Annotated in this window: 27 protein-coding genes and 1 riboswitch; of the genes, 7 read left to right on the top strand and 20 right to left on the bottom strand. The window is 64.5% G+C overall.

Annotated elements, in window-relative coordinates; all coding sequences use genetic code 11:
- Positions 1-184: 184 nt before the first annotated feature.
- On the top strand, positions 185-1447 hold the full coding sequence (locus tag IFT80_RS00890) for an OmpP1/FadL family transporter (RefSeq protein ID WP_185793737.1): 1263 nt from the start codon (positions 185-187) through the stop codon (positions 1445-1447).
- 55 nt (positions 1448-1502) lie between these two features.
- On the opposite strand, the gene IFT80_RS21690 is transcribed toward IFT80_RS00890, so the two are convergent.
- The 12 genes from IFT80_RS21690 to cobO form a co-directional block, all read right to left on the bottom strand.
- The gene (locus IFT80_RS21690; RefSeq protein WP_264382555.1) at positions 1503-1628 is read right to left on the bottom strand and encodes a hypothetical protein; all 126 of its coding nucleotides are present in this window, start codon (positions 1626-1628) and stop codon (positions 1503-1505) included.
- Positions 1625-2833 (bottom strand): MFS transporter, encoded by a 1209-nt coding sequence (locus IFT80_RS00885; protein ID WP_185793738.1) that lies wholly within the window; start codon positions 2831-2833, stop codon positions 1625-1627. Before IFT80_RS00885 ends, IFT80_RS21690 begins: the two co-directional genes overlap by 4 nt.
- 97 nt (positions 2834-2930) lie before the next feature.
- Complete coding sequence (locus IFT80_RS00880; protein ID WP_192103679.1) at positions 2931-3650, bottom strand: adenosylcobinamide-GDP ribazoletransferase; 720 nt, start codon at positions 3648-3650, stop codon at positions 2931-2933.
- A 2-nt stretch (positions 3651-3652) separates the two neighbouring features.
- Positions 3653-4225 (bottom strand): alpha-ribazole phosphatase family protein, encoded by a 573-nt coding sequence (gene cobC, locus IFT80_RS00875; RefSeq protein WP_192057426.1) that lies wholly within the window; start codon positions 4223-4225, stop codon positions 3653-3655.
- Positions 4222-5277, bottom strand: a complete 1056-nt coding sequence (gene cobT / locus IFT80_RS00870) for a nicotinate-nucleotide--dimethylbenzimidazole phosphoribosyltransferase (RefSeq protein ID WP_192103681.1) — start codon at positions 5275-5277, stop codon at positions 4222-4224. Before cobT ends, cobC begins: the two co-directional genes overlap by 4 nt.
- On the bottom strand, positions 5274-5795 hold the full coding sequence (gene cobU, locus IFT80_RS00865; RefSeq protein ID WP_122478898.1) for a bifunctional adenosylcobinamide kinase/adenosylcobinamide-phosphate guanylyltransferase: 522 nt from the start codon (positions 5793-5795) through the stop codon (positions 5274-5276). Before cobU ends, cobT begins: the two co-directional genes overlap by 4 nt.
- A 1-nt stretch (position 5796) precedes the next feature.
- Positions 5797-7263: a cobyric acid synthase gene (locus tag IFT80_RS00860; protein ID WP_192103684.1), complete on the bottom strand. Its 1467-nt coding sequence runs from the start codon at positions 7261-7263 to the stop codon at positions 5797-5799.
- Complete coding sequence (gene cobD / locus IFT80_RS00855) at positions 7260-8252, bottom strand: threonine-phosphate decarboxylase CobD (protein WP_122478901.1); 993 nt, start codon at positions 8250-8252, stop codon at positions 7260-7262. The genes IFT80_RS00860 and cobD overlap by 4 nt, the downstream gene beginning before the upstream one ends.
- Positions 8245-9153 carry an adenosylcobinamide-phosphate synthase CbiB gene (cbiB, locus tag IFT80_RS00850; protein ID WP_192103686.1) on the bottom strand — a complete coding sequence of 303 codons (909 nt, stop codon included), beginning with the start codon at positions 9151-9153 and terminating at the stop codon, positions 8245-8247. Before cbiB ends, cobD begins: the two co-directional genes overlap by 8 nt.
- On the bottom strand, positions 9150-9797 hold the full coding sequence (gene bluB / locus IFT80_RS00845; protein ID WP_192103689.1) for a 5,6-dimethylbenzimidazole synthase: 648 nt from the start codon (positions 9795-9797) through the stop codon (positions 9150-9152). The genes cbiB and bluB overlap by 4 nt, the downstream gene beginning before the upstream one ends.
- Complete coding sequence (locus IFT80_RS00840) at positions 9794-11128, bottom strand: cobyrinate a,c-diamide synthase (RefSeq protein ID WP_192103691.1); 1335 nt, start codon at positions 11126-11128, stop codon at positions 9794-9796. The genes bluB and IFT80_RS00840 overlap by 4 nt, the downstream gene beginning before the upstream one ends.
- Entirely contained in the window at positions 11125-11736 is a 612-nt protein-coding gene (gene cobO / locus IFT80_RS00835) for a cob(I)yrinic acid a,c-diamide adenosyltransferase (protein WP_192057433.1), read from the bottom strand. The genes IFT80_RS00840 and cobO overlap by 4 nt, the downstream gene beginning before the upstream one ends.
- 161 nt (positions 11737-11897) lie before the next feature.
- Positions 11898-12120: riboswitch (cobalamin riboswitch) on the bottom strand.
- Positions 12121-12254: 134 nt separating this feature from the next.
- On the opposite strand from cobO, the gene IFT80_RS00830 reads away from it, so the two are divergent.
- The gene (locus IFT80_RS00830) at positions 12255-13568 is read left to right on the top strand and encodes a PQQ-dependent sugar dehydrogenase (RefSeq protein WP_122478909.1); all 1314 of its coding nucleotides are present in this window, start codon (positions 12255-12257) and stop codon (positions 13566-13568) included.
- A 39-nt stretch (positions 13569-13607) separates the two neighbouring features.
- Here IFT80_RS00830 and IFT80_RS00825 read toward each other — a convergent pair whose 3' ends face one another.
- From IFT80_RS00825 to IFT80_RS00805, 5 genes are all read right to left on the bottom strand, one after another.
- A complete protein-coding gene (locus tag IFT80_RS00825) occupies positions 13608-14153 on the bottom strand; it encodes a C40 family peptidase (RefSeq protein WP_122478911.1) in 546 nt (181 codons plus the stop codon).
- 108 nt (positions 14154-14261) lie between these two features.
- Entirely contained in the window at positions 14262-14897 is a 636-nt protein-coding gene (locus IFT80_RS00820) for a C40 family peptidase (protein WP_192103693.1), read from the bottom strand.
- A gap of 313 nt (positions 14898-15210) precedes the next feature.
- A complete protein-coding gene (gene hda, locus IFT80_RS00815; protein WP_122478914.1) occupies positions 15211-15915 on the bottom strand; it encodes a DnaA regulatory inactivator Hda in 705 nt (234 codons plus the stop codon).
- A gap of 155 nt (positions 15916-16070) precedes the next feature.
- Positions 16071-17144, bottom strand: a complete 1074-nt coding sequence (locus IFT80_RS00810) for an AI-2E family transporter (protein WP_192136550.1) — start codon at positions 17142-17144, stop codon at positions 16071-16073.
- An 81-nt stretch (positions 17145-17225) separates the two neighbouring features.
- Positions 17226-18269 (bottom strand): DUF2066 domain-containing protein, encoded by a 1044-nt coding sequence (locus tag IFT80_RS00805; RefSeq protein WP_192103698.1) that lies wholly within the window; start codon positions 18267-18269, stop codon positions 17226-17228.
- Positions 18270-18514: 245 nt separating this feature from the next.
- On the opposite strand from IFT80_RS00805, the gene purM reads away from it, so the two are divergent.
- From purM to IFT80_RS00780, 5 genes are all read left to right on the top strand, one after another.
- Complete coding sequence (gene purM, locus IFT80_RS00800; RefSeq protein WP_122478920.1) at positions 18515-19573, top strand: phosphoribosylformylglycinamidine cyclo-ligase; 1059 nt, start codon at positions 18515-18517, stop codon at positions 19571-19573.
- Positions 19573-20220 carry a phosphoribosylglycinamide formyltransferase gene (gene purN, locus IFT80_RS00795; RefSeq protein WP_192136549.1) on the top strand — a complete coding sequence of 216 codons (648 nt, stop codon included), beginning with the start codon at positions 19573-19575 and terminating at the stop codon, positions 20218-20220. The genes purM and purN overlap by 1 nt, the downstream gene beginning before the upstream one ends.
- 8 nt (positions 20221-20228) lie before the next feature.
- A complete protein-coding gene (locus IFT80_RS00790; protein WP_122478924.1) occupies positions 20229-20939 on the top strand; it encodes a DUF3108 domain-containing protein in 711 nt (236 codons plus the stop codon).
- 329 nt (positions 20940-21268) lie between these two features.
- Positions 21269-22621: a dicarboxylate/amino acid:cation symporter gene (locus tag IFT80_RS00785; RefSeq protein ID WP_192136548.1), complete on the top strand. Its 1353-nt coding sequence runs from the start codon at positions 21269-21271 to the stop codon at positions 22619-22621.
- 241 nt (positions 22622-22862) lie between these two features.
- Positions 22863-23045 (top strand): hypothetical protein, encoded by a 183-nt coding sequence (locus IFT80_RS00780; RefSeq protein WP_122478927.1) that lies wholly within the window; start codon positions 22863-22865, stop codon positions 23043-23045.
- A 54-nt stretch (positions 23046-23099) separates the two neighbouring features.
- Here the strand turns inward: IFT80_RS00780 and IFT80_RS00775 are convergent, their stop codons facing one another.
- Genes IFT80_RS00775 through relA form a run of 3 tightly spaced genes read right to left on the bottom strand, consistent with a single transcriptional unit; the run spans position 23100 to position 26783 of the window.
- Complete coding sequence (locus tag IFT80_RS00775; RefSeq protein ID WP_122797447.1) at positions 23100-23642, bottom strand: DUF2058 domain-containing protein; 543 nt, start codon at positions 23640-23642, stop codon at positions 23100-23102.
- Positions 23643-23668: 26 nt separating this feature from the next.
- Positions 23669-24502, bottom strand: coding sequence for a nucleoside triphosphate pyrophosphohydrolase (gene mazG, locus IFT80_RS00770; protein ID WP_192136547.1), 834 nt, complete (start codon positions 24500-24502; stop codon positions 23669-23671).
- Between the two features lie 37 nt (positions 24503-24539).
- Positions 24540-26783, bottom strand: a complete 2244-nt coding sequence (gene relA, locus IFT80_RS00765) for a GTP diphosphokinase (RefSeq protein WP_122478932.1) — start codon at positions 26781-26783, stop codon at positions 24540-24542.
- Positions 26784-26848: the final 65 nt, after the last annotated feature.

The raw sequence follows: 26848 nt of genomic DNA, 5'->3' as shown, positions 1-26848 counted from the left end.
GGCACCGGCGTGCGCCCATGGCACAGGGGTGGCGCATACGCGGCCCCTGGAAGCTGCATTCGGGCGCCCGTAAATTCTGGTCGGATTGTCCTACAAAACCGCTCTAGCCAGAGTGTTTCAGGCTATAGCGTTGCAGTGAAAATGTTGGTAGCTTGCGCCTCAGTGCCCCCCTAGAGTTAAAACAATGAAAAGACCAATGCTCAAGACCACTCTCGGCTTCGCTGTCACCCTGGCATCCAGCCAGCTTTTCGCTGCCGGCTTCGCCCTCAATGAACAAAGCATCAGCGGCATGGGTACCGGCTTCGCCGGTCGCTCGTCGTCCGCCGAGGACGCCAGCACTGTCTATGGCAACCCTGCCGGCATGTCCCGCATCAAACGTGAACAGGTCAGCGTCGGCGCTGCGGCCATCGTCGCCAAGACCGACATCAGCGGCCGTGGAACCTTCGGCGGCAGCAACGACGGCGACATGGTGCCGTTCGTTGGCGTCCCGATGGGCTACTACGTCAAACCCCTGGATGACAACTGGACCGTCGGTTTCGGTCTGTACGCGCCTTTTGGTCTGGTCACCGACTATGAAAGTGGTTTTGCCGGCCGCTACTGGGGCGACAAGAGCCATGTGGCGGTCGTCACGCTGCAGCCTACCGTCAGCTATGCCTTCAACGAGCGTGTGTCGATCGGCTTCGGTCCTACCTTCAACCGCCTTGAAGGCGAGCTGACGTCGGCCGCGCTGAACCGCGCGACGCCAGGCCGCAACGACGGCGAAGTCAAGATCAAGGGCGACGATACCGCCGTGGGCTTCAACGTCGGCGTGCTCGTTCAGGCCACTGATGATACCCGCGTGGGCCTGACCTACCACTCCAAGGTCAAGTACAAGCTGGACGGCCATACCAAGGTCGAAGGTTCGGGGTTCGGGCCGTTCAACGGCAGCAAGTACGATGCATCGCTGGACATCGACACGCCTGAGTCGGTGGACTTCTCGGTCACCCACGAACTCAACCAGGACTGGACCCTGTACGCAGGCAGCACCTGGACCCGTTGGAGCCGCCTGAAGGAAATCTCGGTCGAGAACGAAGGCGTGCCTGCCGCGCTGCGCTCATCGATCGGCACCATCACCGAAGAACAGAACTGGCACGACACCTGGTCTCATGCCGTGGGCGCCGCCTACAAATTGAACAAACAGTGGACGCTGCGCACGGGCTTTTCGGTTGACCAGTCGCCGACCAACAACACCAACCGTTCGCCACGCATCCCGACGGGCGACCGCGCCATCCTCAGCCTGGGTGCTGGCTGGAGCCCGACGGACGACCTGACCTTCGACTTCGCTTATTCCTACCTGAAGGAAGAAGACACGAAGATCAACCTGGTCAGCGCCACCAAGGGTGCCTACCAGGCCAAGTACGAGAACAGCGCACATGGCTTCGGTACTTCAGTGACCTACCGCTTCTGATCGATCAGGTAATACGAAAAGCCCCGACCGGTTCGGGGCTTTTTCATGTGTGACGTCAGCACAGGCTCATGTTCATTTGCAGCAGGGCCAGTCCGCCCTGCTGCCAGCCCCACCACGCCAGACCCAGCAGCGCGGCCAGTGCGCATGCCATGGCGAGTTGCACGCTGCGGAGTCTGCTCATGCGCTCGCTCCCTGCGCCTGCAGCCGGGCAACGGGGCGTTCGCGCACCGGCCAGTTGAGCGCACCGGCGAGCAGGCTCAACGCAATCGACAGCTGCCAGACCAGGTCATAGCTGCCGGTCTGGTCGTACACCAGGCCGCCCAGCCAGCCCCCCAGAAACGCCCCCAGCTGGTGGAAGAGAAACACGATGCCGCCGAGCATCGACAGGTTGCGCACGCCAAACAGCGTTGCGACGGTACCGTTGGTCAAGGGAACGGTCGATAACCAGAGCAGCCCCATCGCCATGCCGAACAGGCAGGCGCTGACGGTAGTGACAGGGAACCACAGGAACAGCACGATCACCACGGCGCGCATCAGGTACAAGGCGGTCAGCAAACGCGGCTTGGACATGCGTCCACCCAACCAGCCGGCGATGTAGGTGCCGAAGATGTTGAACAGCCCGATCAGCGCCAGAACCGTGGTGCCGACGCTTGCCGGGAGGTGCTGGTCGACGAGGTAGGACGGCAGGTGCACACCGATGAATACCACCTGGAAACCACACACGAAGAAGCCCAGCGCCAGCAGCCAGAAGCCCGAATGGCCGCACGCCTCACGCAGCGCCTGGCCAAGGCTCTGATCGTGGGCCTGGGCTGGCAGTGGCCGGTCCTTGAGCATGCGTACCAGGGGGACGATGAACGCCACCAGTACGCCCATCACCAGCAAGGCCGTCGACCAGCCCAGCCAGCTGATGAGGCCGAGCGTGCCGGGCAGCATCGCGAATTGCCCGAACGAGCCGGCTGCACTGGCGATCCCCATGCCCATGCTGCGGTGTTCGGCGGGCAGGGCTCGCCCGACCACGCCCAGAATCACCGAGAACGACGTACCGGAGAGCCCCAGGCCGATCAGCAGGCCAGCGCTGAGGCTCAGGCTCAACTCGGAGTTGGCCAGCCCCATGCAGCCAAGGCCGACCGCGTAGAGCACACCACCCACCGCAACCACCCGCCCGGCGCCGAAGCGATCCGCCAGGGCGCCGGCGAAGGGTTGGGCCAGGCCCCAGATCAGGTTCTGCAGCGCGATGGCCAGCGCGAATACGCCCCTGCCCCAGCCGAACTCCGCACTCATGGGCGCCAGGAACAGCCCGAAGCCGTGGCGAATGCCCAGGGACAGGGCAAGGATCAGGGCTGCGCCGAGCAGGACCCAGCCGCTGGTACGCCATACCGATGTCATTATTGTGTGCTCCGGGCATGAGGGGACAGGCCGCTCGATTGTATGCCTGTTCATCGCCGACAGGCAGCGCCGCATGCAACCATCTGCGAGGCAGGTTCTACAGCGCAGCGCCCAGCAGCACCAACAGTTCGAGCAACTCGAGCATGGCGCCGGCGGTATCGCCGGTGGTGCCGCCCAAACGCTTGATCACCTGGCGTCGCAGCGCCACGAAGCCAGCCAGCACCAACAGGCTGATCCAAACCCCGCAGAACGCCAGGCTGACCAGCGCCACGCCTGCCAGCAACCAGGCGCCGGCACGACGCGGCAGGTGGTCGGCCAGGGCCTGGCCCAGCCCGCCAGCGCGCACGTAGGGCGTGGTCATGAACAGGCCGAGCATGGCGGCCCGCGCCAGTATCGGGGCCAGCATCAGCGCGGCCTGCTGGCCCTGCTCGAGCAAGGCCAGCAGCGCACAGAACTTGAGCAGCAGCACCAACATCAGCGTCACCACGGCCATGGGACCGCTGCGTGGGTCCTTCATGATCAGCAAGGTGCGTTCGCGGTCGCCGAATCCGCCCAGCCAGGCATCGGCACTGTCCGCCAGACCGTCCAGGTGCAGCCCACCGCTGAGCACCACCCACAGTGTCAGCAACAGGGCTGCGTGGAGAAAAGCCGGCACCCCGGAGAGCAGGGTGTTGGCGCACCACAGCAGCACGCCGAACAGCAGCCCCACCGCCGGATAGAACAACAGCGAGCGACCCGAATCCTGCGGGCTGGGCATCCCTGGCAGGCGCACCGGCAAGCTGCTGAGAAACTGCAAGGCGATCCAGAACGGCAGCATGTTCAGGACGGCTCGCTCAGGCTGCCGTCGGCTGCCATCACCACACTGAACAAGGCAGCGTGTCCGACCTCGACTTGAAGCAGCTGTTCGCGTGGCAGGGCGCGTGCTTCGGCCAGCAACAGGCGCATGACCCCGCCGTGCACCACCAGCAGCAACCGCTCGCCCGGATATTGCAGGTGCAACCTGCGCAACGCGGCATGGATGCGCGCGGAAAAATCCAGCATGGGCTCGCCGTCGGGTGGCGTGAAGGCGTAGGGGTCGTTCCAGAACAGCCCCAGACCGGCTTCGTCGGTCTGCATCAATTGCGCCGCACTCAGGCCTTCCCAGGCGCCGAAATGCAGTTCCTGAAGACCAGCCTCGAAGCTCAGCGGCAGCCCGCGCTGTTCGGCCAGCACCTCGGCGAAGCGTGCGCATCGCTGCAGCGGTGAGCTGACGATGCGGTCCCAACCGGAACGGTCGGCAACCGCCGCGTGCAGTTGGGCCCAACCGCGCTCGGTCAGGGCGTCATCGAGGCTGCCGCGAAACCCGCCGATCTCGGTTTCGCCATGGCGCAGCAGATCCAGGTGCAAGATCATGCCGGACGGTCCGCGACAGCCGCTTCGGCGAAGGTCGCCATTTGCCCGTGCAGGTCGCACGCCAGGCGCAACAGCGGCACGGCCAAGGCGGCGCCACTGCCTTCGCCCAGGCGCAGGCCCAGTTGCAGCAACGGTTGCGCCTCGAGGGCTGCCAGGACATGGCGATGGCCGGGTTCGGCGCCGTTGTGAGCGAACAGCAGCCAAGGCCGGATGGACGGGTTCAATTGCACCGCCAACAGCGCCGCGACACTGCAGATGAAACCATCCACCAGCGCTACGATGCCCTCCTGGGCACAGGCCAGGTAGGCGCCGACCAGCGCGGCAACCTCGAAGCCACCGTAGCAGAACAGGCGCTGCAGCGGTTCATCGGGCAGCTTGGCATGGGCCTTCAAGGCGCGCTCGATGACCTGCACCTTGTGGGTCACGCCAGCGGCGTCCAGACCGGTGCCCGGCCCGGCCAGATCGACCACGGCGCACGCCAGCGAGGCGCAGGCCAGCGCGGTGGCCGACGTGGTGTTGCCGATGCCCATCTCACCGCCGATGAACAGCTCGGTGCCGCTGGCTTTCGCCCGCAGCACGCTGTCGCGACCGGCCTGCAGTGCCTGCGTGCCCTGCTCGAAACTCATCGCCGGCGCGTCGATGAAATTGCGCGTACCGGCAGCGATCCGCACATGCTGCACGCCAGGCAGATCGCCCAGCGGCGTCGCGGTACCGAGGTCCACCACTTCCAGGCGTGCCTGCAGGCGGCGCGCCAATACGCTGATGGCCGCACCGCCGTTGACGAAGTTGTGCACCATTTGTGCAGTGACTTCCTGCGGATAGGGCGAGACGCCCTCGGCGACGATGCCGTGGTCGGCAGCGAACACCGAGACCCAGACCTGCTCGACCGAGGGCTTGAGCCGCCCTTGCAATGCGGCCAGTTGCACGGCCACCTGTTCCAGCGCGCCGAGCGAGCCGGCCGGCTTGGTCAACTGCTGCTGACGCTCCAGCGCCTCGCGATGAATGCGGGCATCGGCGGCACGGGCAGTGTGCAGCCACCAGGCTGAGTTCATAACGCAGGTCCTTTCAATACCATGGGAAGGCCGGCCACGGTGAACACCACTCGCTCGCAGCGTTCGGCCAAGGCCTGGTGCAGCAGGCCTGCCTCGTCGACGTAGCGCCGGGTCAGTTCACCCAGCGGCACGACGCCCAGGCCGGTTTCGTTGCTGACGAAGAGGATGTGTCCCGGCAGGCCGGGCAGTGTTTCCAGCAGAGCTTCACGCTCTGCCTTCAAGCGCTCGGGCTCGTCGAGCATGAGCAGATTGGTCAGCCACAGGGTCAGGCAGTCAACCAACAGGCAGCGATCGCTGCGCGCTTGAGCACGCAGCACGTCAGCCAAAGCAAGTGGCTCTTCCACCAGCCCCCAATGATCGGGACGGCGCTCGCGGTGCAAGGCCACCCGCTGGTCAAGCTCGCCATCCACCGGCTGGCTGGTAGCGATGTATACAACGTGCAGCTGGCTGTCGGTGGCCAGCCGTTCAGCCAGGCGGCTCTTGCCGGAGCGGGCACCGCCGAGGATCAGTTGCAGCATGTCAGGCACCTCCCCCAGGCAAGCCGCACAGCTCGCGCAGGCGCGCGGTGTCCAGGTGCTGCTCGACCAGGTCGGCCAGGCGCTCGATGTCGGCCTCGCGCAACGCGTGGTAATCCACCGACTGCACGTCGGCCAGTCCCGCCCAGCGCAGCAAGGCCACCGATGACTGCGGCGCTTCGAACAAGCCGTGCAGGTAAGTCCCCAGGATCTGCCCGTCAGCGCTGATCGCGCCGTCGCGGCGGCCATCACTCAATTGCACCGCCGGATGATCCAGCGCCGCCCCGGTGGTCACCCCGGCATGGATCTCGTAGCCGCTGACGGCGGCCTGTTCAAGGGTCAACTGGCCGGTCACGTTGCGCAGCTGTTTTTCAGCGTGCAGTTCGGTGGTGAATTCCAGCAGGCCCAGCCCCGTACTGGAACCGGCTGCGCCTTCGAGGCCCAGCGGGTCGTCGATGCGCGTGCCGAGCATCTGCAGCCCGCCGCAGATGCCCAGCACCTTGCCGCCATAACGCAGGTGGCGGGCGATCGCTTGTTCCCAGCCCTGGGCACGCAGGTGGGCCAGGTCGGCACGCACGCTCTTGGAGCCGGGCAGGATGATCAGGTCGGCCGCGGGGATGTCATCGCCCACGCCGATGAACTGCAGGTCGACCTGCGGGTGCAGGCGCAGCGGGTCGAAATCGGTGTGGTTGCTGATGCGCGGCAAGACCGGCACGATCACTTTGAGCACCTTGTCGGCCTTGCTTGACTGACGCCGATCCAGGCCGTCCTCGGCCTCCAGGTGCAGGTCCATGACATACGGCAGCACACCGATCACCGGCTTGCCGGTACGGGCCTCCAGCCAATCCAGGCCTGGCTGGAGCAAGGCGATGTCGCCGCGAAAGCGATTGATGATGAAGCCCTGAACCCGCGCCTGTTCAGTCGGCGAAAGCAGTTCCAGGGTACCAACCAGATGGGCGAACACGCCGCCGCGGTTGATGTCGGCGATCAGCAGCACCGGGCAATCCACCGCCTCGGCGAAGCCCATGTTGGCGATGTCGCCGGCGCGCAGGTTGATCTCCGCTGGCGACCCGGCGCCTTCGACCACCACCACCGGGTAGCTTGCGCTCAGCCGTTGGTGCGAAGCCAGTACCGCCTGCATGGCGATGGCCTTGTAGTCGTGATACGCGACGGCGTTCATGCTGGTCACGGCGCGCCCGTGGATGATCACCTGGGCACCGGTGTCGCTGTTGGGCTTGAGCAACACCGGGTTCATGTCGGTATGCGGCTGCAGGCCCGCGGCCTGGGCCTGCACCGCCTGGGCACGACCGATCTCGCCGCCGTCGGCAGTCACCGCACTGTTGAGGGCCATGTTCTGCGGCTTGAACGGCACCACCGCCACGCCCTGACGGGTCAGCCAGCGGCACAGCGCGGTGACCAGCGTGCTTTTCCCGGCATCGGACGTGGTGCCCTGAACCATCAATGTGCTCATGCATGCTCCTTGCGATACTCGCCTAGGGCGGATTCGAGTCGTGCCCAGTCGCCCTCGCGGGCAGGCAGGCCGAAGCGCAGGCGGCTGTCCTGCTTGAACAGCCGCACGAGGATGCCGCGACGGGCGAGGAAATCCTGCAGGCGCTCGGCCCCTTCGTACGCCACCGACTGGAACAGTGCGCAGCCGCCCTGTGGCGCCAGGTCGTGGCGCCGCAAGCATTGGGCAAGGCGCTCGCTGGCCGCGGCGCAGCGGGCGATCTGCGCCTGCTGCGACGGCTGGTCGAGCAGGCAGGCCTGCCCCAGCTGGCGTGTCGGTCCGCTCACTGCCCAAGGCCCGATCAGGTCGGCCAGCAGGCGCAGCAGGCGCGGCTCGCCGAGGACGAAGCCCAGCCGTACACCCGCCAGGCCGAAGAACTTGCCGAACGAGCGCAGCACGATCAACCCAGGTTGCACGCCGTAGCGAGCCAGACCGGCACGCGGCGTGTTGTCCATGAACGCTTCATCGACCACCAGCCAGCCGCCCCGGCTGTTCAGACGCGCATTCCAGGCCAGCAGGCAGTCGGCGGACAACAGCCGGCCAGTGGGGTTGTTCGGGTTGACGACGACCAGCACGTCGAGACTGTCGATGAAGTGCTCGACCTCGTCTTCGCTGATTTCGCGTACCACATGCCCCGCTTGTCGCCAGCCCTCGGCATGTTCGGCGTAGCACGGCGACAGCACCCCTACCCGACCACTGCGACGAAGGCGTGGCAGTGTCTGAATGGCCGCTTGCGAGCCCGGCACCGGCAGCACGTGCGCGAAGCCATAGTAGCTGCGCGCGGCGTCTTCCAGACCGTCTTCGTTTTCCGGCAGCCGCGCCCAGGCGCGCGCCGTGATCTCGGGCAGGGGGAAAGCCCATGGCGCAATACCGGTGGACAGGTCGACCCAGTCGTCTTCGGCGATACCGTATTCGAGCACCGCCTGGCGCAAGCGCCCTCCGTGTTCAAGCATCGAGCAAGCCTCCCAGACACAGCACCAACAGCCACAGCCACACGCCGCGCTGGACCAGGTTCCAGCCGCGCTCGATGCTGTCGGCATCGGCCGGCGCACCCTCGCCCAGCACGGCCCGCTCATGCAGCTCGCCGTGATAGATAGCCGGACCGCCCAGCTGCACGCCCAATGCGCCGGCCCCTGCCGCCATCACCGGGCCTGCGTTGGGGCTGTCCCACTGCGGTGCCTGCCGGCGCCAGCAGCGCAAGGCCAGGCGGGTCTTGCCCAGCACGGCATAGGTGAGCGCAACCAGGCGCGCCGGGATGTAGTTGAGCACGTCGTCGATCCGCGCCGCCGCCCAACCGAAACGCTCGAAGCGTTCGTTGCGGTAGCCCCACATGGCGTCCAGCGTGTTGCTCAAGCGATACAGGACAACCCCGGGCGCGCCGGCCACGACGAACCAGAAGATCGCCGCGAACACCGCATCACTGCCGTTTTCCAGCACCGATTCGGTGCCGGCCCGGGCCACTGCCTCGGCGTCCAGCTCATCGGTCTGCCGGCTGACCAGATAGCCGACACGCTGACGAGCGCTGGCCAGGTCGTCGCTGCGCAGGGCCTGGGCCACGGGCATCACGTGCTCCCCCAGGCTGCGCATGCCCAGCGCCAGGTACAGCGCGCCAATCTCCACCAGCCAGCCGACCAGCGGCAGCCAGGACAGCAATGTCGCCAACAGGGTCAGGGGCACCACGGCCAGGAACCAGGCGGTGACACCATGGCTGCGCCAGCCACGCCCGGCGCGGTTGAAACGTGCTTCGATCCGGTTGGCCAGACGGCCGAAGGCAACCAGCGGATGGTGCCTGCGCGGCTCCCCCAACAGGGCATCGAGCGCCACCCCGGCCGCCGTCATCAACGCAATGCTCACAACGATTTTCCCCATTGGTTTTCGTACAGCATGTGTTCGAGCGGCTGGGGGGCAGCCCAGCCTTGAAGTTCCAGCATCGGCGCATCGTAGAAGCCTTCGACCGGCCCCAGGCACAGTACCGCCACCGGTTTGGCTCCAGCGGGCATGCCCAGTACCTCGGCCAGGGCATGGGGATCGAACAGCGACACCCAACCCATGCCCAAACCCTCGGCGCGCGCCGCCAGCCACAGGTTCTGGATGGCGCAGGACACCGAGGCCAGGTCCATTTCCGGCAAGGTCCGGCGGCCGAACACATGGCGCTCGCGATCGTCCATCAGCGCTGCCACCAGCACCTCGGCGCAGTCCGCGATCCCTTCGACCTTGAGCCGCATGAACTGGTCCGAACGCTCGCCCATGGCGTGCGCGGTGCGCAGTCGCTCTTCCTCGACCAGCGCCTGGATGCGACCGCGCACATCGGCGTCGCTGATGCGGATGAAACGCCAGGGCTGCATCAGGCCGACGCTTGGCCCCTGATGGGCGGCTGCCAGCAGCCGCGCAAGCAGCGCCGGCGGCACGCTGCCACCGGTGAAGTGACGCATGTCGCGGCGTTCGGCGATCACTCGGTAGATGGCGGCGCGCTCGCTGTCGCTGTAGGGCTCGCTCATGACGCCGCCCGATGCCCGGCTGCAGGCGCGCGATCATCGGGCGCGAACAGTGCGGCCACCGCCGCCGGATTGGACGGGAAATAGAAATGCACGTAAGAGGCCGTCATCCGTCCCTGGCGGTAAACCGCCTCGGCGCCGCGACCGCCATTGGGGCTGACGCCGCGAGCAATCGGCTGCAACTCGGTACTGGTCAGCGAGTGGTGATAAGTGTGCCCGCGCAATACCCCCTCCGGCAGCTCGACCGCCTGCAAGGCCAGGGCCGCCAAGCGCTTCTGCATGACTGCTTCGCCGGGCAGCAGACCCAGCAGTTGCGCGCGGGCCCCTTCGACGTCGGTCAGTGCGTCGAGCAAGTAGAGCATGCCGCCACATTCAGCCAGCAGCGGCTTGCCCGCGGCATGGTGAGCGCGGATATCGTCGAGCATCGAAACGTTGGCGGCGAGCGCCAAATGGTGCAGCTCGGGGTAGCCACCGGGCAGGTACAGACTGTCGCATGGCGGCAGCCGCAGGTCGTGCAACGGCGAGAAGAACACCACCTCGGCGCCCATGTCGCGCAACACATCCAGACTGGCGTCGTAGACGAAAGCGAACGCGGCATCGCGGGCCACACCAAGGCGCACGCCATCGAGCAGGCGCGCCACCGAGCGTTCGACCGGGGCGGCGAAGGTGACCGCAGGCGGCAAGGCCACCTGGCAGGTCTGGGCCAGGGCGGCGGCCGCGGCATCCAGGCGGGTATCCAGATCGTTGAGCTCGCTGGCCTGGACCAGCCCCAGATGGCGGCTCGGCAGTTCGATCCCGGTTTCCCGGGACAACGCGCCGTACCAGCGCAGACCCTGGGTCAGGCTGCCCTCGAGCAGTTGCGCGTGACGCACCGTGCCGACCCGGTTGGCCAGGACGCCGGCGAACGGCAGATCGGGTTGGTAACAGGCCAGGCCCAAGGCAAGAGCGCCGAACGTCTGCGCCATGGCGGTGCCATCGATCACGGCCAGCACCGGAACGCCGAAATGACGCGCCAGGTCAGCGCTGGACGGCGTGCCGTCGAACAGGCCCATGACGCCTTCGATGAGGATGATGTCGGCTTCCTGCGCCGCTTCCCATAACAGCCGCCGGCTGTCCTGCTCGCCGACCATCCACATGTCCAACTGATAGACAGGCGCGCCGCTGGCGCGAGCGAGGATCATCGGATCGAGAAAGTCCGGGCCGCACTTGAACACCCGCACCCGCCGCCCCTGATTGCGATGCAGGCGCGCCAGGGCGGCGGTCACGGTGGTCTTGCCCTGCCCGGAGGCCGGGGCGGCGATCAGCACCGCCGGACACTGGCGCGGCTCGGTCATAGTTCGATGCCCTTCTGGGCACGGATGCCGGCCTGGAACGCATGCTTGACCACACCCATTTCGGTGACTGTGTCGGCCAGTTCGATCAGCTCGGGCTTGGCCCCGCGACCGGTGACGATCACATGCTGCATGGGCGGACGTGCCTGCAGATCATGCAGCACGGTGTCCAGGTCGAGATAACCATGCTTGAGGGCAATGTTGAGTTCGTCGAGCACCACCAGGCCAATGGCCGGATCGCTCATCAGTTGCCTGGAGACGTCCCAGGCAGCCTCGGCCGCCGCGATGTCTCGCTGCCGATCCTGAGTTTCCCAGGTGAACCCTTCACCCATCACGTGGTAGCGCACCTGCTCGGGAAAGCGCCGGAAGAACAGTTCCTCGCCGGTGCTGTTGCGCCCCTTGATGAACTGCACCACGCCGCACTGCAGGCCGTGGCCCATGGCTCGCGCGAGCATGCCGAACGCCGAACTGCTCTTGCCCTTGCCGTTACCGCTGAGCACCAGCAGCAAGCCACATTCGTTGGGAGAATTGGCGATGCGTTCGTCCATCACGGCTTTCTTGCGCAGCATGCGCGCCAGGTGACGTGCGTCGCGTTCGGTCGTTTCGTTCATGGTGGCTCTCCGCTACACCTGCACGCAGGCAGCATCAACGCGACACCGAGGCCGGCTGGCCGAACAGTGAACGTCAATGCCGCTCTCCCCGCGCGACAGTACATGGGTCAGGGCACGGCCCGGCGCAACGCGCCCGAGAATGAGCGCCGGCCCTGCAGCGTGCCGTAAAGGTGGACCAGGCCGGTCTCCGGGCTCACGAGCGGGGCTGTACACACCCAGGCCGCACGCCTTCCCGAATCACTTCAGTGGCATCGTGTGCAGCCTTGACTCGTCTACCGTTGCGGGGGCAGCGCCGGGATGGCGCGTCGAACGCTGCGCACCGGCTTCCCTGTTTCACTCGTCTGGATCGTCCGATCGCCGAGCACCTGGAACAGCCGCGCAGGTTAGAGGGTTGAGCCAGGAGCGTCAATTGATCCGCAGCACCTGATCCCCTGCTGCCGCTGACCGGCAACGCGGTTGAACCTTGCCAACCGCCAGTGCCTCTACCTTCTGTGAACAAAACCTCAGAGAGCCCGACCATGCACAAGACCCGCCTCGCTACATTGATTCTGCTGGCTGCCGGCCTTGCCGCCTGTGGCGAAACATCGTCATTGCAGGTCAGCGACGGGACGGGCCCCTCGCCCAAGCTGCCCGAGCCCAACAAGACCCTGATCCCTACCGTCAATATCGCGCCGGCGGTGGGCTGGCCCGAAGGTGGCAAGCCAACGGCGGCGCCCGGCACCCAGGTGGCCGCTTTCGCCGCAGACCTGGACCACCCGCGTTGGCTTTACGTGCTGCCCAACGGTGACGTGCTGGTGGCGGAAACCAACTCGCCGGCCAAGCCCGACGACAGCAAGGGTATTCGCGGCTTCGTCATGGAGAAGGTGATGAGCCGGGCGGGCGCCGGCGTGCCCAGCGCCAACCGGATTTCGCTGCTGCGCGACAAGGACGGTGATGGCGTGGCCGAGACCCGTACCGTCTTCATTGCCAACCTCAATTCGCCGTTCGGCATGACCCTGGTCGGCAACGATTTCTATGTGGCGGACACCGACAAGCTGCTGCGCTTCAAATACACCGATGGCGCCACCTCGATCAGCGGCGCGGGCGAGAAAGTCGTGGACCTGCCGGGCGGCACGCTCAACCACCACTGGACCAAGAACGTCATCGCCAGCCCAGATGGCAAGAAGCTGTACGTCACCGTTGGCTCCAACAGCAACGTGGGCGAGAACGGCATGGATCAGGAACAAGGCCGCGCAGCAATCTGGGAAGTGGATGCTGCCACGGGCCAGCACCGGATTTTCGCCTCCGGCCTGCGCAACCCCAACGGCATGGCCTGGGAACCCAAGACCGGCAAGTTGTGGACGGCGGTCAACGAGCGCGACGAGATCGGCAGCGACCTGGTGCCGGATTACATCACCTCGGTCAAGGATGGTGGTTTCTACGGCTGGCCCTATAGCTATTACGGGCAGCATGTAGACGTACGCGTCGAGCCGCAGAATCCCGAACTGGTGGCCAAGGCCATCGCGCCGGACTATGCAGTCGGGCCGCATACGGCATCGCTGGGCTTGAGTTTCGCCGACGGCAGCGGATTGCCTGCCCCCTTCACCACGGGCGCACTGATCGGCCAGCATGGATCGTGGAATCGCAAGCCGCACAGCGGCTACAAGGTGGTGTTCGTGCCGTTCGTGGACGGCAAGCCGAGCGGCCAGCCCATCGACCTGCTCAGTGGTTTCCTCAATGGCGACGAGAAAGCCATGGGTCGCCCGGTTGCGGTACTGCCCGACCACAAGGGCGGTGTGCTGGTTGCCGACGATGTGGGCAACAAGATCTGGCGAGTCACTGCCGCCAAGTGATCGAGCCAAGCCGGGGCGAGATCACTCGCCCCGTTCGGGTCACGGATTGCGCGCCAGCTGGCCGGGTTGCAGCACCCGCTTGGCGTTGAGATAGGCTTTTTGCCAATAGGGCTTGTTCAGGTAATCGAGCTTGACCGTGCCGCCGCTCGACGGGGCATGCACGAAACGCCCCTCCCCTACGTAGATACCGGCGTGACTGACTTGCGAGCCACCGCTGGTGGCAAAGAACACCAGATCCCCGGACTGCAGGTGCGACTGGTCGACATCCGGCGAGCGCATCACGATCATTTCCCGCGTCGAGCGCGGCAGGGCAATGCCGGCGGCATCGCGATAAACGAAGCTGATCAGGCCGCTGCAGTCGAACCCGGAGTCGGGCGTATTGCCTCCCCAGCGGTACGGCGTGCCCACCAATCCCAAGGCCCGGAACAAGACGTCGTCGGCGGCGCCGACCATGTCGTTGTTGGGGTTCATGACGATCGGGTTGATGACCTTGGGCCTGACTACCTTGGCCGGAGGCGCACTGGCGCAGCCGGCAAGCACGGCGGCCAATGCGATTGAAGCGAAAACGCGTGCCTGGGTAGACATGTACCGAACCATCCTGAGCCGACTGCCGTAATAGACTAGATTCATTACCCGAAAACACAAACGGCGCTGAGGTTTTCACCTCACCGCCGCTTTGTTGCGCTGCATCCGTTATTTGCTGGAGATCATCGTGGTGGGCGCCATGGCCAGGGCCCGCTTGGCCTCGATGAAAGTCTTGCTCCAGTAGCTGTCGCCCAGGCTGTCTACGCGAACGCCACCGCTGCGGCGGCTGCTGGAATGGATGAACTGGTCATCGCCCAGGTAGATGCCGGCATGGCTGACACGACCACGACCGTTGGTGCTGAAGAACAGCAGGTCACCGGGCTTGAGCTTGTTGCGGGCAACCAGTGGGGCCTTGACGTTGATCATCTCGCGAGTCGAGCGCGGCAGGTTCATGCCCGCCTCTTCGCGAAACAGATAGCCGATGAAACCACTGCAATCGAAACCGGAAGCCTTGTCGGTGCCGCCGAAACGGTAGCGGGTACCGATCAGGGATTTGCCACGCTCCAGGATGCTGTCGGCCAGGATCGGCAAGCTGTAGCCCTTGCTGCCGTCGAACTGGGCCAGCTCGTCTTCGGTGGTGATTTCTTCTTCGAACAGCAGCGAGGCTTTCGAAGGGGATTGATGCGGCTGGACGGCGGTGACCGGGTCCAGAACCTGCTGCTGGGAGACCGGCGCTTGCGCCGCGCAACCGACCAGAAGGGTCAACAGTGCGATGGGCACGAGGGGTGCTAAGCGATTGAGCATGGGCACGACCGTGACGAGGAATAGTGAAAGAGAAGCGACTATACCTGTATCGCGATTATTTGCAAATTCAATCGAACGAAATGTGACTCAGGAGAATTACGGTGACATCTAACGCCCCATTTTGCAGCCCCGCTCGCACCCCGTTGCACGATAATGACGCCGAATCCCCGAATTCATTGGCCGAAAGATAATCGCAAAATGCCACCATCATGACTGGACGTCTATACAGATAAGCATGCTGCAGAGGCGCACTTAGAACCGATTGGAACACCGGTGAAACAGGTCATAGAGCGGCTGAATCGACCTGCCTTTTCTACCACCCCAGCGTTTCCTTGAGGAAAGGGATGGTCAGCTTGCGCTGCGCTTGCAGTGAGGCCTGATCGAGGCGCTCGAGCAGCTCGAACAGTGCACTCATGCTGCGCGTGCCACGGGTGAGAATGAAATGGCCGACCTCGTCGGTCAGGTGCAGGCCGCGACGCGATGCACGCAGCTGCAGGGCGCGCAGTTTGTCCTCGTCGGACAGCGGGCGCATCTGGAAGATCAGGGCGAGGGTCAGGCGCGACTTCAGGTCGGCAAGCTTCACCGGCAGTTCGCGAGGCGAGTGGGACGCGGCGATCAGCAGCCGGCGGCCACTGTCACGCAGGCGATTGAACAGGTGGAACAGGGCTTCTTCCCACTCCGGCTTGCCGGCCACCACATGCAGGTCATCCAGGCACACCAGCTCGTACTGGGCCAGATCATCGAGGATGCCGACGCCTCGATCGAGCAGTTCGGCCAGCGGCAGGTACACCGCCGGTTCGCCCAGTTGTTCGAAACGCAGGCAGGCTGCGTGCAGCAAATGAGTGCGCCCTACCCCGTGCTTGCCCCACAGGTAGATGAGGCTTTCGGTCCAACCGGCGTCGGCTTCGCACAGGCGCTCGACGTAGCCGAGTGCCGCGGCATTGGCGCCTGGATAGTAATTGATGAAGGTCGCGTCATCCCGCAGACGCACACCTAGGGGCAGCTGAATCGGTTTCATGCTGGCTGAACAGCCCTGGGATCGAGCTGCAACGGGCCTCAATGTGAAGTGTGCAAAGTCTATACCTGCCCGGGCAGCCGCACAATGCGCAACACTGCTTGGAAAATCAAAGGTTTACAGTTTGGCTGCAGCGAGCCCCGCAGGGCCCGCCGCGCTCACAGGTCTGGATCCTCGGAGCCGGCGTAGATGTTCGAGTCCTTGTACAGGTCGTGCATGTGCCGCACCAGGACCATGATCACCGCAGCCACCGGCAGCGCCAGCAGCACGCCGGTGAAACCGAACAGCTCGCCGCCGGCGAGAATGGCGAAGATCACCGCCACCGGGTGCAGGCCTATGCGATCGCCCACCAGCAAAGGCGTGAGCACCATGCCCTCCAGCGCCTGGCCGATCATGAATACGGCGACGATGGCGATCATGTGGAACGGGTCCAGGCCGAACTGGAACAGGCCGGCGATGATCGCCGAACCGATGCCGATGACGAAGCCCATGTACGGCACGATGGCCGCAAGCCCGGCCACGACGCCGATCAACAGGCCCAACTGCAGGCCCACGAGCATCAATCCGGTGGCGTAGATGACACCCAGGGCCAGCATCACCAGCAGCTGTCCACGCACGAACGCGCCCAGCACCTCGTGGCACTCACCCGCCAGGCGCACGATCTGCCCTTCCCGTTGCCGTGGCAGCAGGCCGCGGATTTTCGCCATCATCAGGTCCCAGTCGCGCAACAGGTAAAAGGCGACTACGGGGATCAGCACGAAGTTGGCCAACCAGGCCATGAACGCCAGACCGGACGCCGTGGCCTGGGACAGTATCACCCCGACCACATCGGTGGTCTGTCCCATATGGCTGCTGATGGCGGCCTTGATCTGGTCGAATTTCCAGAATCCTTCGGCCAGGCCCAGCCGGGCCTGCACCCATGGCAGCGCCGAATGCTGCAACCAGTCGAGCATCTGCGGGGCCATCTGGTACAGGCTGACCAACTGCTTGGCGAGCATGGGGATGAGCACCAGCAGCGCCAGCACCAACAGCAGCGTGAACAGGGCGAACACCACCACCACGCCCCAGGTGCGCGACAGCTTCCATTTCTCCAGTCGGTCGACCAGCGGATCCGCGAGATAAGCCAGCAGGATACCTACCAGGAAAGGCGAGAGAATCGGATGCAGCAGGTAGAAGAACACGCAGAGCAGCAGCACTGCTCCCAGCCAGAACCAACGGCGCATATCAGTCATCGGACAGCCCAGCTATATATAGAAGAGACAAAACGGGAATTGGGTGCGACGCCAGCGCGGCGTCGCATTGGCGTCGCCGGCTTACCAGCGAAAGCTCAGGTCCGGCGCGGGCTGGGGCGCTGGCGCCGGCGTGCCGGGAGCCGCCTGGGCATCGACCGGTACCGCGGGCGCCTGGTACGGCACCTCCTGCAGCTTGGCCAGGCCCAGTTGCGCGCGCAACTGCTCGGCACTGCCCGTCACGCGGTAGACGACCTTGTCGCCGTCCACCGTGCGCAGGCGCGCACCGTAGGATTCGAGCAGGCGACCCATCTGCGCGTAACGCTCCAGGTTCATGCCTTCGACTGCCAGGGTCATTTCGCTGCTGGCGCCGGGCTTGGCCACGAAACGCGTGGCCAGGCGCTGACTGACGGCCAGCAGCACGGCATCGGCAAGGGCCGCCTGGTCGGCGCCCTCGGCCTTGCCCTGTTCGCGCTGGTTGCCCAGCCACAGGCGCCAGGTGCCCGACCATTTGCCTTCCTCCTCGCGCGCATGCACAGCCAGCAGGCCATCGGCACCGTAGCGCTCGGACGCGCCACGCAGCGCCGCCGGGTCGCTGGCTTCGAGGTTCTGTGCAGTCCCCACGCCCTGCTCGCCGAGGTCGGCCAGGGGCAGGCGCAATGGCAGACCGCGATGCTGTGCGGCGCGGCGCAGCGGCTCGGCGGCGGATTGGCCGTCACCGACCAGGCTGCTGCCCTCGACGCTGTCACTCAACCACCAGCCCAGGATCGAAGGCCGATTGCTGCCCCAGGTCGGCAGACCCGCCGAGCGCAAGGCGGTGTCGGTGCTGGCCATGTCGAAATCGACCTGCAGCGACTCGGGCGGGCCTGCATCGTAGCCGTACTGGCTGATGATCTGCTGTGGATCCTTGCGCACGCTGGCCAGGCCTGGGCTGGCAAACGCCTTGGCGTCGCCGGTCAGGCGCAGCACCAGGGTTTCCAGCGCACGCTGGGTGGCCTGGGTACGCTCTTCCGGCGTCTGGCTGGCCACGGGCTCGCGCACCTGATACAGGTTGCTGATGGTTTCGGCGTGCAGCGGCACGCTCGACAGGGTGATGCAGGTGGCTAGCAGGTAGTGGCGCAGACGCATGGACGTTTCCCGACGGTAATAGCGGATTGAGGCTGTGACCGTACAATCGGCAAAAAGCTCAGTGGTCAAGCTCGGCGCCCAATGTAGCATGCCCGCGCGCGCCTTGGCTGCGGGCGGGCGCAAGCCGGCAATGGCACAACCGTCGAACCGCGCTGGTGACGTTCGGACAAGCCTGATAAAATCGCGCGCCTTCGTGGATCGACGACGGTCGACTCCCCCGACTCCCTCCTTTAAAGGCCTGGATCATGAGCAATAAACCCTCCGTGAGCTACAAGGACGCCGGTGTAGACATCGACGCCGGTGAAGCATTGGTCGAACGCATCAAAGGCGTCGCCAAGCGTACCGCGCGCCCCGAGGTCATGGGCGGCCTGGGCGGTTTTGGTGCCTTGTGCGAAATCCCGGCCGGCTACAAGCAGCCCGTGCTGGTGTCGGGCACCGACGGCGTGGGGACCAAGCTGCGCCTGGCACTGAACCTCAATCGCCATGAAAGCATCGGTATCGACCTGGTTGCCATGTGCGTCAACGACCTGGTGGTGTGTGGCGCCGAGCCGCTGTTCTTCCTCGACTACTACGCCACCGGCAAGCTCAACGTCGACACCGCCGCCACCGTGGTCACCGGCATCGGCGCCGGCTGCGAACTGGCCGGTTGCTCTCTGGTAGGCGGCGAGACGGCCGAGATGCCGGGCATGTACGAAGGCGAAGACTACGACCTGGCCGGCTTCTGCGTGGGTGTGGTCGAGAAGGCCGAGATCATCGACGGCAGCAAGGTCGCCAACGGCGACGCGTTGATCGCCCTGCCGTCTTCGGGCCCTCACTCCAACGGTTATTCGCTGGTGCGCAAGATCATCGAAGTCGCCGGTGCCGACATCGAGACCGTCGAGCTCGACGGCAAGCCGTTGACCGACCTGCTGATGGCACCCACGCGCATCTACGTCAAACCCCTGCTGCAACTGATCAAGGACACCGGAGCCGTCAAGGCCATGGCCCACATCACCGGCGGCGGGCTGCTCGACAATATCCCGCGGGTCCTGCCCAAGGGTGCCCAGGCCGTGGTCGACGTCGCCAGCTGGCAGCGTCCTGCGGTGTTCGACTGGCTGCAGCAGCAGGGCAACGTCGATGAGCACGAGATGCACCGGGTGCTGAACTGCGGCGTCGGCATGGTCATCTGCGTGGCCCAGGCCGATGTCGAGAAAACCCTGGCGTCCCTGCGCGCCGCCGGCGAGCAACCTTGGGTCATCGGTGAAATCGCCCAGGCCGCTGAAGGTGCCGCACAGGTCGAACTGAAGAACCTCAAGGCTCACTGATGCCTTCGACCTGTAACGTCGTGGTGCTGCTGTCGGGCACCGGCAGCAACCTGCAGGCCTTGCTCGACAGCCTGCAGGCAGGCAACCCCGCCCGCATCGCCGCGGTGGTTTCCAACCGGGCCGATGCCCTTGGCCTGCTGCGCGCACGCGATGCAGGCATCGAGGCACGCGTACTGGAGCATCAGGGGTTCGCCGACCGCGAAGCCTTCGATGCTGCCCTGATCGACCTCGTCGACCAGTACCAACCCCACCTGGTGGTCCTCGCCGGCTTCATGCGCATCCTCAGCCCGTTTTTCGTGCGTCACTATCAGGGCCGTCTGCTCAACATCCATCCCTCCCTGCTGCCGCGTCACAAGGGTCTACATACCCACCGTCGCGCGCTTGAGGCCGGGGACCGGGAGCATGGCTGCAGCGTGCACTTCGTCACCGAGGAACTCGATGGCGGGCCACTGGTCGTACAGGCAGTGATTCCGGTACAGTCGACCGACACGCCAGACACCCTGGCGCAACGGGTGCATGCCCAGGAACACCAGATCTACCCGCTGGCAGTGCGCTGGTTCGCCGAAGGCCGTGTGCGCCTGGGCGAACAGGGTGCACTGCTCGATGGCCAGCCGTTACCGGCTTGTGGCCATTTGATTCGACTCTAGGAGTTTATATGCGTCGCGCCCTGCTCTTCGCCGTTGCCCTGCTGGCCCTTCCGCTTCACGCCGCAGAGCTCAAGCCCTTTTCCGCCAGCTACACGGCCGACTGGAAACAGCTGCCCATGAGCGGCACCGCCGAGCGCAGCCTGAGCAAGGGCGCCAACGGCGATTGGACGCTGGCATTCAAGGCCTCGATGATGATCGCCAGCCTGAGTGAAGTCAGCACCCTGCGTGTCGACAAGGAAGCCATGCTGCCCGAGACCTACAATTTCGAACGTGGCGGGCTGGGCAAGGCCCGCAAGGTCAACCTCGACTTCGACTGGGCGGCCAAGAAGGTCACCGGTACCGACCGAGGCGACCCGATCAACCTGCCCCTCAACACCGGCGTCCTGGACAAATCCACCTATCAGCTGGCTCTGCAGCACGACGTTGCCGCAGGTAAGAAGAGCATGAGCTACCAGGTGGTCGATGGCGACGAGATCGACACCTACGACTTCCGCGTGCTGGGTACCGAGAAGGTCGAGACCAAGGCAGGCCAGGTCGACGCGATCAAGGTCGAGCGCGTGCGCGATCCCACCCAAAGCAAGCGCATCACCGTGCTCTGGTTCGCCAAGGATTGGGACTACCTGCTGGTGCGCCTGCAGCAGGTCGAGACCGACGGCAAGGAGTACAACATCATGCTGCAGGACGGCACGGTGGACGGCAAATCGGTAAAAGGCAGCTGAGTGGCTGCGTTGCGGTAACGACAAGGGCCCTGCGGGGCCCTTTTTCGTGGGCGGATATCCGCCACGGTTTCGGCGCGGGGAGGCGCACAGGGCGGATTCCCGCCACTTGTACAGCTATGTGACGACAACTATACGCCTGCCCAGGCCGCAGCCACCCGTGTTGTGCCATCAGTACGCAACTATGGCACGGCACCTGCAATACATTCCGCAGAGGTTTGCCACCGTGCAACTCGCCCACAACAAATCCCTCCAGACAGGAGGGTTCGTGCTTTAGGTGTCGCGAACACTCCGGAACGGGTGCCAGGCGATACACTTGAGGAACTTGCAAAATGACGACTCGTCAGCCGCTGTACAAATCGCTGTATTTCCAGGTGATCGTCGCGATCATCATCGGTATTCTGATCGGCCACTTCTACCCTCAGTTCGCGGTCAAGCTCAAGCCTTTCGGCGACGGCTTCATCAAGCTGATCAAGATGGTCATCGCCCCCATCATCTTCTGCACCGTGGTCAGCGGCATCGCCGGCATGCAGAGCATGAAGTCGGTCGGCAAGACCGGTGGCTACGCCCTGCTGTACTTCGAAGTCGTCTCGACCCTGGCGCTGATCATCGGCCTGGTCGTGGTCAACGTGGTCCAGCCCGGTGCCGGCATGCACGTCGACGTATCGACCCTGGACGCCAGCAAGATCGCCAGCTACGTTTCGGCAGGCGCTGACCAGAGCATCGTCGGCTTCATCCTCAACGTGATCCCGAACACCATCGTCGGCGCCTTCGCCAACGGCGATATCCTCCAGGTATTGATGTTCTCGGTGATCTTCGGTTTCGCCCTGCATCGCCTGGGTGCCTACGGCAAGCCGTTGCTGGACCTGATCGATGGCTTCGCCCACGCCATGTTCAACATCATCAACATGATCATGAAGCTGGCTCCGCTGGGTGCGTTCGGTGCCATGGCCTTCACCATCGGCGCCTACGGTGTAGGTTCGCTGGTGCAGCTGGGCCAGCTGATGATCTGCTTCTACGTCACCTGCGTACTGTTCGTGCTGCTGGTGCTGGGCGCCATCTGCCGCGCTCACGGCTTCAGCGTGGTCAAGGTCATCCGTTACATCCGTGAAGAACTGCTGATCGTTCTGGGCACTTCTTCCTCGGAATCGGCACTGCCTCGCATGCTGATCAAGATGGAACGCCTGGGTGCGAAGAAGTCGGTAGTAGGCCTGGTCATTCCGACTGGCTACTCGTTCAACCTGGACGGCACCTCGATCTACCTGACCATGGCCGCCGTGTTCATCGCCCAGGCGACCGACACCACCATGGACCTGACTCACCAGATCACCCTGCTGCTGGTACTGCTGCTGTCCTCCAAGGGCGCTGCCGGTGTCACGGGTTCGGGCTTCATCGTGCTGGCCGCTACTCTGTCGGCCGTTGGCCAACTGCCGGTCGCCGGCCTGGCACTGATCCTGGGTATCGACCGCTTCATGTCCGAAGCACGCGCACTGACCAACCTGGTCGGTAACGCGGTTGCCACGCTGGTGGTTGCCAAGTGGGTAGGCGAGCTGGACGAGAAAGTCCTGCAGACCGAGCTGGCTTCCGGTGGCCGCGCCATCGTCGACGGCCGTCCGGAAGACGACCTGGGCGTTGCCGAAGGCCGTGATGCCGACACCACGCCACAGAGCACTACCCTTCGCTGATCCCGTGCAGCGATAAAAAAACCCATCTTCGGATGGGTTTTTTGTTGGATGAAATTTTTTTCACAGCACTGAACCCGCTGCGACAATCCGCCGCAGCGCACGCCCCACGGGCGTTTGCCGATTGCTGCTGTTTCGGTAAAAAACTGTTGCAGGATTCGTCTGTTTACTTAGCAAGCTACCCAACTCTATAACAAAGACCTGCACACGCCAGGTTGCAGATATTCGAGAAAGGAGCTTTCCCATGACTGTAAAAGTGACCGAACGCGACGAAGCCCATATGTCCCACGAAGGCGTGGCGGCAGGCATCCAGATCTGGGATGTCTATCAGCAGGACCTGTTGGTAGGGATGTTCCACAACGAGAACGATGCCCACAGCTACAAGAACGAACTGGAAACACTCGAAAGCCAACGCGCTTCGAATTGACCGTTCGCCGCGCAAGAAAAACCCCGCTCAGGCGGGGTTTGTCGTTTCAGGCCGTTACCACATCAGGTCGTCCGGAATCTTGTAGGCGGCGTATGGATCTTCTGCCGACTCGACTTCTTCAGTGGCCACATTGAGCATGACGATGCGCTGCGGCGCGCGCTCCTGGACCTTGAGCGCGGCCTCGCGCGGAATCACCTCATAGCCTCCGCCATGCTGCACGATCGCCAGCGAACCGTTGCTCAGCTTGCTGCGCATGAGGTTGTTGACCGACAGGCGCTTGACCTTCTTGTCGTCGACGAAGTTGTAGTAGTCCTCGGTGGTGAGCTTGGGCAGCCGGGTCGCCTCGATCAACTGCTTGACCTGCGCGGCGCGGGCCTTCTCCTCGACCTTGTCCTGCTGCTGGCGATTGAGCTCCTGGTCGCGGCGCGCCTTCTCGGCCATGGCTTGCTGGGCGATACGCTGCTGCGTGTCGTCCACCTCGACCTGGCCCTTGTTTTCCAGACGCTTCTGCTTCTGCTTGTCCTTGCTGACTTGCTTGACCTGCTTCTGGTTGACCAGTCCAGCTTTCAACAATTGGTCGCGGAGGGAAAGGCTCATAGTGTTCTGCTCACTTATAAAACGGCTCAGCCACAGCTGGGCAGATTCTGTTCCTGACGTTTGGCCTCGCCCCACAGGGCGTCCATGTCTTCCAGGGTGCAATCTTGGATGTTGGTATGGGTGTCGCGCAATGCATGCTCGATGAAGCGGAATCGCCTGTCGAACTTGACGTTGGCACCGCGCAGGGCATTTTCCGGGTCGACCTTGAGGTGACGGGCCAGATTGACCACGCTGAACAACAGGTCGCCGATTTCTTCGGCCACCGCTGGCGCATCGTCGGCGGCCATGGCCTCCAGTACCTCGTCGAGTTCTTCCCGGACCTTGTCGAGCACCGGCAGCGGTCCCGGCCAGTCAAAACCGACAACCGCGGCACGCTTCTGCAACTTGGCAGCACGCGACAAGGCCGGCAGCGCTGCGGGCACGTCGTCAAGCAGCGACAGCTGCTCGCCCGCCCCGCCCTTCTCGGCACGCTCCTGGGCTTTGATTTCTTCCCAGCGCTGCTTGACCTGTTGCTCGTCCAGCTGCGGCGTGTCCAGGGCCGCGTAGAGCTCGCCGGTGGGGAACACGTGGGGGTGGCGGCGAATCAGCTTGCGGGTGATGCCATCGACCACGCCATCGAACTCGAAACGGCCTTCCTCGCGCGCCAGCTGGCTGTAATAGACCACTTGGAACAGCAGGTCGCCAAGCTCGCCTTGGAGGTGCTCGAAGTCCTCGCGTTCGATGGCGTCGGCCACCTCATAGGCTTCTTCCAGGGTGAACGGCACGATGCTGGCGTAGGTTTGCTTCACATCCCACGGGCAACCGTGCTGCGGATCACGCAGCCGGGCCATGAGGTTGAGCAGGTCTTGCAGTGTGTACATGCTCGGGCTCTTTGCAAAGGTGTCGGGATCCGCCGGTTCACGGCGTCCGGTTACGGCGTGTCTCGATGATGTTGGGCAACTGCGAGATGCGTCCGAGCAGGCGTCCGAGGGCGTCGAGGCCGGGGATCTCGATGGTCAGCGACATCAAGGCAGTGTTGTCTTCCTTGTTCGAGCGGGTATTGACCGCCAACACGTTGATCCGCTCGTTGAGCAGGATCTGCGAAACGTCGCGCAGCAGGCCCGAACGGTCGTAGGCACGGATGATGATATCGACCGGATAGGTCAGCACCGGCACCGGGCCCCAGCTGACCTGAATGATCCGCTCCGGCTCGCGCCCGCCCAGTTGCAGCACCGACGCGCAGTCCTGGCGGTGGATGCTCACGCCGCGGCCCTGGGTGATGTAGCCGACGATGGCATCGCCCGGCAGCGGCTGGCAGCAGCCGGCCATCTGCGTCATCAGGTTGCCGACGCCCTGGATCTGGATATCGCCGCGCTTGCCAGGCTTGTAACCGGTGGCCTTGCGGGTGACCAGCTCCATCGGCTCGTTGCCGCGTTCGGGCTCGACCAGTTGCTGCGCCGAATTGACCAGATGCGCCAGGCGCAGGTCGCCCGCGCCGAGGGCGGCGAACATGTCCTCGGCGCCCTTGTGGTTGGCCTTTTCGGCCAGCTGGTCGAAGTCGACCTGAGGCAGGCCCAGGCGACTGAGCTCGCGCTCGAGCAGCGACTTGCCGGCGGCGACGTTCTGGTCGCGGGCCTGCAACTTGAACCAGTGGACGATCTTCGCCCGTGCGCGGGACGTGGTGACGTAGCCAAGGTTGGAGTTGAGCCAGTCACGGCTGGGCGTGCCGTGCTTGCTAGTGATGATCTCGACCTGCTCGCCGGTGTTCAGGCTGTAGTTGAGCGGGACGATGCGGCCGTTGATCTTGGCGCCGCGGCAGTTGTGACCGATCTCGGTGTGCACGCGGTAGGCGAAGTCCAGGGGCGTAGCGCCCTTGGGCAGGTCGATGGCGTGGCCGTCGGGGGTGAACACATAGACCCGGTCGGGTTCGATGTCGACCCGCAACTGGTCGGCGAGGCCACCGATGTCGCCCAGCTCCTCGTGCCATTCCAGCACCTGGCGCAGCCAGGAGATCTTTTCTTCGTATTGATTGGACCCGGACTTGACGTCGGTGCCCTTGTAGCGCCAGTGCGCGCAAACACCCAGCTCCGCCTCTTCGTGCATGGCGTGGGTGCGAATCTGTACTTCAAGCACCTTGCCCTCGGGACCGATCACCGCAGTGTGCAGCGACCGGTAGCCGTTCTCCTTGGGGTTGGCGATGTAGTCGTCGAACTCCTTGGGGATGTGCCGCCAGAGGGTGTGCACGATGCCCAGCGCGGTATAGCAATCGCGCATTTCCGGAACCAGCACGCGAACCGCGCGCACGTCGTAGATCTGGCTGAACTCCAGGCCCTTGCGCTGCATCTTGCGCCAGATGGAATAGATGTGTTTTGCCCGCCCGCTGATGTCGGCCTTGACCCCGGTGTCGAGCAGTTCGTTGTGCAGCTGGCTCATCACCTCGGTGATGAAACGCTCGCGATCCAGGCGGCGTTCGTGCAGCAGCTTGGCAATCTGTTTGTATTGGTCGGGCTCCAGGTAGCGGAACGACAGATCCTCGAGCTCCCATTTGATGTGGCCGATGCCCAGTCGATGCGCCAGCGGTGCATAGATGTCGAACACCTCGCGGGCCACGCGGTTGCGCTTTTCGTCGTCGGCGCTCTTCACCGCGCGGATCGCGCAGGTACGCTCGGCCAGCTTGATCAGCGCCACGCGGACATCGTCGACCATGGCCACGAGCATCTTGCGCAGGTTCTCGACCTGTACCTGCGAGCCCAGCACCATGGACTGGCGCGGGCTGAGGCTGGCGCTGATGGCCGCCATGCGCAGCACGCCGTCGATGAGCTTGGACACGGTGCTGCCGAAGCGCCGGCCGACCTCTTCCAGGCTCGCCTTGCCCTCGCGGACCGCGCGGTAGATGACCGCGGCCATGAGTGAATCCTGGTCGAGCTTGAGGTCGGCGAGAATCTCGGCGATCTCCAGCCCCGCCTGGAAACACGACGTGCCGTCGGCCCAGGAATGCTGGGCCGGGTTGCCGACCAGTTCGGCGGCCTGGGCGAACTCGCAGGCCTGCTTCAGGGCCTCGCGATCCAGCACCAGATCCACGCTGACGATATGATCCAGCCATGCATCGAGATTGATACTGCCGTCGGTGTTGATCGGCTGGCGTGCTCTCACCTGTACCATCTTGCTTACCTTTCCCTACAACACGCCGAAGCGCATCAACAGTCGCTGGCTATGACCAATGCTGG

The organism is Pseudomonas sp. CFBP 8771, from assembly GCF_014841695.1.
Classification (GTDB): domain Bacteria; phylum Pseudomonadota; class Gammaproteobacteria; order Pseudomonadales; family Pseudomonadaceae; genus Aquipseudomonas; species Aquipseudomonas baltica.
The sequence above is the reverse complement of the archived record's forward strand: the minus strand, read 5'-3'. Positions and strand labels throughout refer to the sequence as shown.

Coding starts and splice junctions, on each gene's coding strand:
- IFT80_RS00890 (WP_185793737.1), top strand. CDS start 185: ATGAAAAGACCAATGCTCAAGACCACTCTCGGCTTCGCTGTCACCCTG.
- IFT80_RS21690 (WP_264382555.1), bottom strand. CDS start 1,628: ATGAGCAGACTCCGCAGCGTGCAACTCGCCATGGCATGCGCACTGGCC.
- IFT80_RS00885 (WP_185793738.1), bottom strand. CDS start 2,833: ATGACATCGGTATGGCGTACCAGCGGCTGGGTCCTGCTCGGCGCAGCC.
- IFT80_RS00880 (WP_192103679.1), bottom strand. CDS start 3,650: ATGCTGCCGTTCTGGATCGCCTTGCAGTTTCTCAGCAGCTTGCCGGTG.
- cobC (WP_192057426.1), bottom strand. CDS start 4,225: ATGATCTTGCACCTGGATCTGCTGCGCCATGGCGAAACCGAGATCGGC.
- cobT (WP_192103681.1), bottom strand. CDS start 5,277: ATGAACTCAGCCTGGTGGCTGCACACTGCCCGTGCCGCCGATGCCCGC.
- cobU (WP_122478898.1), bottom strand. CDS start 5,795: ATGCTGCAACTGATCCTCGGCGGTGCCCGCTCCGGCAAGAGCCGCCTG.
- IFT80_RS00860 (WP_192103684.1), bottom strand. CDS start 7,263: ATGAGCACATTGATGGTTCAGGGCACCACGTCCGATGCCGGGAAAAGC.
- cobD (WP_122478901.1), bottom strand. CDS start 8,252: ATGCTTGAACACGGAGGGCGCTTGCGCCAGGCGGTGCTCGAATACGGT.
- bluB (WP_192103689.1), bottom strand. CDS start 9,797: ATGAGCGAGCCCTACAGCGACAGCGAGCGCGCCGCCATCTACCGAGTG.
- IFT80_RS00840 (WP_192103691.1), bottom strand. CDS start 11,128: ATGACCGAGCCGCGCCAGTGTCCGGCGGTGCTGATCGCCGCCCCGGCC.
- cobO (WP_192057433.1), bottom strand. CDS start 11,736: ATGAACGAAACGACCGAACGCGACGCACGTCACCTGGCGCGCATGCTG.
- IFT80_RS00830 (WP_122478909.1), top strand. CDS start 12,255: ATGCACAAGACCCGCCTCGCTACATTGATTCTGCTGGCTGCCGGCCTT.
- IFT80_RS00825 (WP_122478911.1), bottom strand. CDS start 14,153: ATGTCTACCCAGGCACGCGTTTTCGCTTCAATCGCATTGGCCGCCGTG.
- IFT80_RS00820 (WP_192103693.1), bottom strand. CDS start 14,897: ATGCTCAATCGCTTAGCACCCCTCGTGCCCATCGCACTGTTGACCCTT.
- hda (WP_122478914.1), bottom strand. CDS start 15,915: ATGAAACCGATTCAGCTGCCCCTAGGTGTGCGTCTGCGGGATGACGCG.
- IFT80_RS00810 (WP_192136550.1), bottom strand. CDS start 17,144: ATGACTGATATGCGCCGTTGGTTCTGGCTGGGAGCAGTGCTGCTGCTC.
- IFT80_RS00805 (WP_192103698.1), bottom strand. CDS start 18,269: ATGCGTCTGCGCCACTACCTGCTAGCCACCTGCATCACCCTGTCGAGC.
- purM (WP_122478920.1), top strand. CDS start 18,515: ATGAGCAATAAACCCTCCGTGAGCTACAAGGACGCCGGTGTAGACATC.
- purN (WP_192136549.1), top strand. CDS start 19,573: ATGCCTTCGACCTGTAACGTCGTGGTGCTGCTGTCGGGCACCGGCAGC.
- IFT80_RS00790 (WP_122478924.1), top strand. CDS start 20,229: ATGCGTCGCGCCCTGCTCTTCGCCGTTGCCCTGCTGGCCCTTCCGCTT.
- IFT80_RS00785 (WP_192136548.1), top strand. CDS start 21,269: ATGACGACTCGTCAGCCGCTGTACAAATCGCTGTATTTCCAGGTGATC.
- IFT80_RS00780 (WP_122478927.1), top strand. CDS start 22,863: ATGACTGTAAAAGTGACCGAACGCGACGAAGCCCATATGTCCCACGAA.
- IFT80_RS00775 (WP_122797447.1), bottom strand. CDS start 23,642: ATGAGCCTTTCCCTCCGCGACCAATTGTTGAAAGCTGGACTGGTCAAC.
- mazG (WP_192136547.1), bottom strand. CDS start 24,502: ATGTACACACTGCAAGACCTGCTCAACCTCATGGCCCGGCTGCGTGAT.
- relA (WP_122478932.1), bottom strand. CDS start 26,783: ATGGTACAGGTGAGAGCACGCCAGCCGATCAACACCGACGGCAGTATC.